Below are 7,598 nucleotides of genomic sequence, written 5' to 3' on the forward strand. Positions count from 1 at the left end.
ATTCGCTATTTGGCACGGCGGGCGATCACGCTGTAGGTCGAGAACTGGTCCTTGATCAGCGCTACCGAGACATTCACCGCCATCACGCGCAGTTCTTCCAGCGGCGGCGGTATCGTTTGCGCCGTGAAATGCGTTTCGATGTTCTTCTTGACGTCCATGAACCAGCGCGCGACGTCAATGTTCTCGGGCAGGACGCGCATGTCCTCCACGCTGAGGCCGCTCTGTTCGATGACCTGGCGGAAATATCCCGGTGTCTTGCGATGCTTGCAGGCGAGGCGATCGACGTCGTCGGTGGTGTCCGACTGATAGTGGTCGAGCGGCAGGTTGTAGAGATTGTCGGAGATGATCACGGTTGCGCCTGGCCTGAGCCGGGAAACGAGTTTCGCCATCGAGCGTTCGTAGAGATCATTCGGGAAGTGCGATATGACACCCCGGATCGTGACCAGATCGTAGGGTTCGTCGGCGTCGGGCAAAAAATCTACGTCCTGAGCATTGCAGAGATACAGATTGATCCGTTTGCTCAGCCCATGCTCAGCATGATATTTGGCGCAGTGCTTCAGTTGCCTGGGGCTGATGTTGATACCGTCCAGCCTTGGGCAGGCGGGAAAGCGCTCGGCCAGATACTTGAGACCGAAGCCCCAGCCGCAGCCGACATCGAGGATCCGCTTGACCGATCTAAAGTCGCCGCGATCGTACCCCGCCAGCTTCATCTGCCGGTCGAAATAGCGCAGTCCCGACTCGTCGGGGGAGATTGGCGTCCGTGAGCGCGGGTCGTCGTAGACGCCAAACTGAAACATCAGGCGATCGCCGATCGCCTTGCGCCAGTCCTCGGGGCTGTCACGATAGGTGTACACAACCTTTTCCTGGTAGCTGTCGACGCTGGCCCCTTGAATGACCTGATAGGGCCGGCGAATTTTATGGGCGATAGCAGGCTGCTTCGTTTGCGTGCTCATTAGTCTCTCCTTGTGAATATTCACTTCGTGCTCGTGCCCGCAACGAAACGTCGATCGTTGCGCCGTGGTTGTTGGAAAACTCCATGTCATGCGTGCTCAAAAAAGCCTCTATCGAGCGCGTGATTCCGGACGCATCGAGTCCACACAAACCCAGCACTTTCTCGGGTGCTCCGTGCTCGATAAATTGATCGCCAAACCCCAACTGCAGCACCGGCGGTGAAAAACCGATGGCAGCCAGATGTTCCAGACACGCCGAGCCAACACCCCCCATCACACAACCTTCCTCAATGGTCACCAACAGGTCATGGTCCTGGGCCAATTGCTCAACGAGGGCGCCATCGAGGGGTTTGATGAAGCGCATGTTGGCGACGGTGGCGTCGAACGCTTCGGCGGCTTCAAGGGCCGGTATCAGCATCGAACCGAACGCCAGGAGGGCGATGCGGATACCGGCGTGTTGTGTCGAGGTTCGGCGGATTTCACCTTTGCCCACTGGCAAGGCCTTCAATGCCGATGACGCGGCGATACCGCTACCTGATCCGCGTGGGTAACGCACGGCACTCGGACCTTTTTGGAGGAGAGCGGTGTGCAACATCTGTCGGCATTCGTTTTCATCCGCCGGAGCCATGACGGTCAGGTTCGGTATGCAGCGTAGATAGGCGATGTCGAAGGCACCCATGTGAGTGGCGCCGTCGGCGCCGACGATACCGGCACGGTCGATGGCGAATACCACGGGTAGATTCTGGATCGCGATATCGTGAATCAGTTGGTCGTAAGCCCGTTGCAGGAAGGTCGAGTAGATCGCCACCACCGGTTTCAAACCGTCGGCCGCCAGGCCCGCAGTGAAGGTCAGCGCGTGTTGTTCGGCAATGCCGACATCGAAGTAACGGTCCGGGAAGCGTCGTTCGAATTCCACCAGGCCCGAGCCTTCGCGCATCGCCGGGGTGATGGCCACGATCCTTGGGTCAACGTCGGCTTCGTCGCATAACCAATCGCCGAACACCTGGGTGTACGTGGGCTTGGCGGCCCCCGCTGGATCGATACCCTGTGCCGGGTCGAATTTTCCTGGCCCGTGATACAGCACAGGATTCTCCGCCGCCGGGGTATAGCCATGACCTTTTTCCGTGACAATGTGCAGCAGTTGCGGGCCGCGCAGTTTTTTCAGGGCGTGCAGGGCAGGGAGCAATTCGTCGAGGTTATGACCGTCGATGGGGCCGGTGTAGTTGAAGCCCAAGGCTTTAAAAAAAGTCGCATCGGTTCCTGACCCTTTTACCTGTTTCAGTTTCCCGAAGTACTCGCGCAAGGCACCGACCGGCGGCGAGATCGACATGTCGTTGTCGTTGAGGATCACCAGCAACGGCAATTCCTTGTATAGGCCGGCGTTGTTCATCGCCTCGTACGCCATGCCGCCGGTTACCGCGCCATCGCCGATCACCGCAATGCAATGGCGAGGTTGTGCCTGATTGCGCGCCGCCAGCGCCATACCCAACGCTGCCGAGATGGAGGTGCTGGAATGCGCCGTGCCGAAGGTGTCGAACGGCGATTCGCAACGCCTTGGGAACCCGGAGATTCCACCGAGTTGACGAATGCTCGCCATCGCTTCACGTCGGCCGGTGAGGATTTTGTGGGCGTAGGCCTGGTGGCCGACATCCCACACGACTCTGTCGTTGGGAGTATCGAACACGTAATGCAACGCGATACTCAATTCCACGGTGCCGAGGTTGGCCGAGAGGTGCCCGCCGGTTTTCGCCACGCTATGCAGAATGAACGCTCGTAGTTCGTCCGCGAGAGGGCCCAGGGCGGCGACATGCAGTGCTCGCAAATCAACGGGGCTGTCGATGGTCTTGAGTATTTCGAACATGCTCGATTCCTTTCCTTGAACGTTGTTCCGGTGCGCTCGCTGAAGAGGCATTCAGTGCAAGCGCTTGATGACCAGATCGACTTCATGCAGGCGCGCCGGGGCTTTCTCACTGGCCGGCAACGTATGTTCCAGTGTCAGCGCTGTGCGGTGCAGCACCTCTTGTTTCCAGGCTTCGAACGTCTGGGGTGCGGGCGTCTGGTCAATTTTCGGCAATAGCGTTGCCGAAGCCATCCGGTGGCTGTTGTTCATGGCGTGTCTCTTGTGGTCAGGAGTAGGGAACGGCCTGGCGGCTGGTTTCTGTGAGCTCTGTCCAGGCACTTATCCCGGCAGGCCCGGTGGTCTGGAGTATTCGGCGGAACCAGATGGTGAAGCGCTCGGGGGCAGCGTCAATGCGCTCGGATATTTGCGAAAGCTGCAGCCATTGCCAAGCGTGGGCTTCCTCGGGATTGGCGACGGGGTCGCAATGGCTGATACCGACGAATAGGTGGTCGAACTCGTACTCGATAAGCTGGTTTGAAACCTGTTCGCGGTAGAGCAGGGTGGAGACTTTGCGCAGGGGGCAGGTCATGCCCATTTCTTCCTGCAAGCGGCGTTTTGCCGCCGCCATCGTCCGTTCGCCGGGCCTGGGGTGGCCGCAACAGGTATTGGTCCACAGACCTTGAGAATGGTATTTGCCGAAGGCGCGTTGCTGCAGCAGGAGACGACCGGCCTGATCGAAAATGAAGATCGAAAACGCTCGGTGCAGAAGGCCTTGTTGGTGGGCCTGTAGTTTGGGCGCAAAGCCCTTTTTGCGATCGTGCTGGTCGACCAGAATCAGTAATTCTTCCATAGCAAGACTCCACTATTGTGTCTTCGCTACTGGGCGTTACGGCTGACCAGACTATCTAGAGAAATTCAGACGGTGTTCATGTTGAGTTCGAATCTAGTTGGCGGTTTTGTGTGCGGCAAGTTTTTTTAAGAAAACCTAGCAGAAATATCAGGGTGAATCGGAAATGTGACAGCGCCTATATGTTCTCGGTTCTACCGGGTCTATTGGTGAGGCCCGCTGGGTAGGTCGCGAGTCGATTGCCCTTCTGTAGACATCGGTGAAGGTTCGGGCGGTGCTCGGACGATCTTTAGATCCGCAAAGGTTTATGGCACCGTGCACGTCCAGAAAGGACGTGAGGATGTTATGGCAAACCCCTACCGCGAGCTATTCCACGCCCCAGGCGCACGCGCCTTTGTGCTGGCCGGCATGATCGCGCGCATGCCGATTTCAATGACTGGCATTGGCTTGATCACCATGCTTTCGCAGCTGCAGGGCGGTTATGGATTGGCCGGCTCCATCGCGGCGACCTTTGCCTTGGCCACGGCGTTTTGTGCGCCGCAGGTTTCGCGGTTGGTGGACCGTTTTGGTCAAAGCCGGATCTTGCCGGTGTCGGCACTGGTCGGCGGCGGGGCGCTGTTGATGCTGTTGCTGTGTACCCGCTTGCAGGCGCCGCACTGGACGTTGTTTGCGTTTGCCGCACTGGCCGGTTGCATGCCGAGCATGTCGGCGATGGTGCGGGCGCGCTGGACCGAGTTGTATCGCGGTCGCCCCGAGTTGCAAACAGCTTATGCGCTGGAATCGGTGCTGGACGAGGTGTGCTTTATCGTCGGGCCGCCGCTGTCGGTGGGGTTGTGCGTGGTGGCGTTCCCGGAGGCGGGGCCGTTGGCGGCGTTGCTGATGCTCGCGGTCGGGGTCACGGCGTTTGTGTTGCAGCGCGGCACCGAGCCGCCGGTGCATCCTCATGAAGAACACCATCAGGGCTCGATCATTCGTTCGAGCGAGATTCAATTGCTGATGCTGTTGATGGTCGCCATGGGCACCATCGTCGGTGTGGTGGACGTGGTCAGTGTCGCCTTCGCCGAGCAGCAGGGCCAACCGGCGGCGGCGAGTATTGTGTTGTCGGTGTATGCCATCGGCTCATGCCTGGCCGGGTTGGCGTTCGGGGTGTTTCGCTCCAAGTTGCCGCTGCCGCAATTGTTCCTCTACGGCGGGGTGGCGACGGCGGTGACCACGCTACCGTTGCTGCTGGCGGCCAATATTTTCGGGCTGTCGCTGGCGGTGTTCGTCGCCGGGCTGTTCTTTGCCCCGACCCTGATTGTGGCCATGGCGCTGGTGGAGCGCATCGTGCCACCGGCCAAGCTCACCGAAGGCCTGACCTGGCTGGTCACCGGTTTGAGCATCGGCGTGGCGATCGGCGCGGCCAGTTCGGGCTGGCTGGTGGATGCGTTCGGTGCGCGCAGCGGGTTCTGGGTGGCAATCGCCGCGGGTGCCGTGGTGTTGGGTTCGGCGGTGCAGAGTTATCGCCATTTGAAATAGCCTGGTGCAATGCAATTCAAAATGTGGGAGCGAGCCTGCTCGCGATAGCGGTCAGGCAGGCGGTATTGATGTTGAAGGTGATGGCCTCATCGCGAGCAGGCTCGCTCCCACAGTGGGGTTATGTGTTGGGCTAAATAACCGGGGCAATGCAAATCCAGGTGCAAGCAAGCCTGCTCCCGGGTTACCAGCCTCTTCCCGAATTCACCCAGAAATTCACCGACAACGAAGTCGACACCGATTCCACCTGATGGAACCAGCCTTCGGGTAGAAACAGCAGGTCGCCGGCCTCCAGGGTCACCCGCAGAAACGTCACGTCCCGCGCGCCGGGGAAGCGCTGGTAATCCGGCGCATCCGGGTTGAAATCACAACCGTCGAGCCCGCCCTGGGGGGCCGTCGACCAAGTGCCGAGGGCTTCGCGGTGATGAGGCGCGGCGAGGGTGAAGGTTTTCTGGCCCCAGACTTGTGCGAACAGGTTGTCGGTATCATCGCGATGCAACGGTGTCAGCGTGCCTTTGGGGCCGATCCAGATGCGTGGCGGGATAAACAGCGCTTGATCGAAATAGGGTGGGTACTTGATCTGCTCCATCAATTGGGCGGGCAGGATATTGTTGCCCATGTACGCCGGTGGTTCGCCATCGGCGCTTTTGACCGCTGGGGTATCCAGCGAGGCGATGAACGCGGCCATGGAGGTTGAGCGGAAATCCCGTTCCGTGGAAAAGGTTTTCTTCACGTAATCGCCGTGTCGGGTGATGCCTTGCAGTTCGGCGAAGTGCACCAGCGATTCTTCGCGGCTGAGCTTGAACAGGGGCCAATCTTGCAAGGCATCGCTGATTACCAGAGGAATGCCGTGAGGCAAGTAGCGAGTCTCGAATTCCAATACCGACAGCTCGCCGCGTGGCCGGCGCTCCACCGAATATTGAGTCGGCAGGCTCGCGGAAACCTTTTCACTGAAACGCGGTGGGGTCGGGTAGCGCTTGTTCATGTCGACCTTTTCCACCACACCGCCCCCATGGCGAGCGTGATCGATGATCTGCGGCAGCATCGTCGCCAGGCCCATGTTGCCGCCGATTTTCAAGCGGCCGCTGGCGAACAGCTCCTCGACGTTGGCCATGCCGCCCATGATCCCGAGAAAGTCCTTTTCCGCGACTTCGATGGTCACGTCGGGGCTGGCATGTCGACCGGCTTCGGTGCGGCTGCTGGCCTTGACCTCGGACCAGTACGCCTGATGCGGGCCGAACACGAATTGAAAAACCCCTTCGATGCCGACGGCACCGGCATTGGCGAACAGTTTGCCCAGGATGGTCTGCAGGTCCACGGCGATGCCCCTTGTTGGTTTTGGTCTGAGCTGGTTTTATCTGAACAAGGGACGATAACCTGCAGCGGAAATTTAACCGGCGCTGACTAATTTGCGCCGCGTCTGGACCGTCCTTCCTTACAGATGACTTTTTGAGGTGAACGTGGTGACCAAGCTGACCTTGCTGTGCCTGCCGTACTCTGGCGCCAGTGCCATGGTCTACAGCCGCTGGCGGCGCAAGTTGCCGGAGTGGCTGCAGCTGCAGCCGGTAGAACTGCCGGGGCGTGGTGCACGGTTCGGCGAACCGCTGCACACCGACATGCGCGCGCTGGCGATGCAATTGGCCACGGAGCTGCGTTCGATGCTCAAGGCGCCCTACGCCTTGTTTGGTCATAGCCTGGGCGCCTTGCTGGCATGCGAGATGGCCCACGCCTTTCGTGCGCTGGGCTGCCCGGAACCGGTGGCTCTGTTTGCCTCGGGAACGGCGGCACCCACGATGCGGGCCGACTACGACCGCGGCTTTGCCGAGCCGAAAACCGATGCGCAGTTGATCGAGCAGCTACGAACGCTCAATGGCACCAGCGAAGAGGTGCTGGCCAATGAAGAGCTGATGAGCCTGACACTGCCGATTCTGCGCGCGGACTTTCTGCTGTGCGGCCGTTTTCAGCCAGTGCAGCGGCCATTGCTCAAGTGCCCGGTGCACGTGCTGGGAGGCAAGGCCGACAAGGCCACCACCGAACAGTTGATCGGCTGGAGCAAGGAAACCCATGGCAGCTTTTCGGTGGACATGCTGGCCGGCGGGCACTTCTTCATTCATGAGCACGAACCCAAGGTGCTACGGGTGATCAAGGATCAGTTGGAGGTTCATCATCGGCGGGGTGCCATGGTTGCCATGGCCTGAATATCCACCCGGTTTCACCCTGTGGGAGCGAGCCTGCTCGCGATAGCGGTCTGACATCCAACCAATGCCGCCTGTCATGGCCCCATCGCGAGCAGGCTCGCTCCCACATTGATCTGCGACCTCCTTGTTTTCCCCGCGTTACCTCCTTTCTGATACTTGTTCTCAAACGCTAATTTTTCTGGTCTGCATTCGTTTTATAGGGACGACGTGCCTTTGTGCTTCCTGCCTACTGATCCGGATGCTAAGAA

At 59.6% G+C, this 7,598-nt stretch carries 7 protein-coding genes; 2 read left to right on the plus strand and 5 right to left on the minus strand.

Annotation, left to right across the window (positions count from 1 at the left end; genetic code table 11):
- Positions 1-5: 5 nt before the first annotated feature.
- From PMI30_RS05100 to idi, 4 genes are read right to left on the minus strand one after another with little or no spacing between them, the layout of a single operon-like run.
- Positions 6-953 carry an SAM-dependent methyltransferase gene (locus PMI30_RS05100; RefSeq protein ID WP_008013508.1) on the minus strand — a complete coding sequence of 316 codons (948 nt, stop codon included), beginning with the start codon at positions 951-953 and terminating at the stop codon, positions 6-8.
- Entirely contained in the window at positions 916-2,811 is a 1,896-nt protein-coding gene (dxs, locus tag PMI30_RS05095) for a 1-deoxy-D-xylulose-5-phosphate synthase (protein ID WP_008013510.1), read from the minus strand. The genes PMI30_RS05100 and dxs overlap by 38 nt, the downstream gene beginning before the upstream one ends.
- A gap of 51 nt (positions 2,812-2,862) precedes the next feature.
- Positions 2,863-3,060: a hypothetical protein gene (locus tag PMI30_RS05090; RefSeq protein WP_008013511.1), complete on the minus strand. Its 198-nt coding sequence runs from the start codon at positions 3,058-3,060 to the stop codon at positions 2,863-2,865.
- Positions 3,061-3,076: 16 nt separating this feature from the next.
- Positions 3,077-3,640, minus strand: a complete 564-nt coding sequence (idi, locus tag PMI30_RS05085; protein WP_008013512.1) for an isopentenyl-diphosphate Delta-isomerase — start codon at positions 3,638-3,640, stop codon at positions 3,077-3,079.
- Positions 3,641-3,982: 342 nt separating this feature from the next.
- Here idi and PMI30_RS05080 point away from each other — a divergent pair, with 342 nt between their 5' ends.
- A complete protein-coding gene (locus PMI30_RS05080; protein WP_008013513.1) occupies positions 3,983-5,155 on the plus strand; it encodes an MFS transporter in 1,173 nt (390 codons plus the stop codon).
- Between the two features lie 181 nt (positions 5,156-5,336).
- On the opposite strand, the gene PMI30_RS05075 is transcribed toward PMI30_RS05080, so the two are convergent.
- Positions 5,337-6,470: a cupin-like domain-containing protein gene (locus tag PMI30_RS05075; RefSeq protein ID WP_008013514.1), complete on the minus strand. Its 1,134-nt coding sequence runs from the start codon at positions 6,468-6,470 to the stop codon at positions 5,337-5,339.
- Between the two features lie 142 nt (positions 6,471-6,612).
- On the opposite strand from PMI30_RS05075, the gene PMI30_RS05070 reads away from it, so the two are divergent.
- Positions 6,613-7,350 (plus strand): thioesterase II family protein, encoded by a 738-nt coding sequence (locus PMI30_RS05070; protein WP_008013515.1) that lies wholly within the window; start codon positions 6,613-6,615, stop codon positions 7,348-7,350.
- Positions 7,351-7,598: the final 248 nt, after the last annotated feature.

Source organism: Pseudomonas sp. GM50, assembly GCF_000282375.1.
GTDB lineage: Bacteria > Pseudomonadota > Gammaproteobacteria > Pseudomonadales > Pseudomonadaceae > Aquipseudomonas.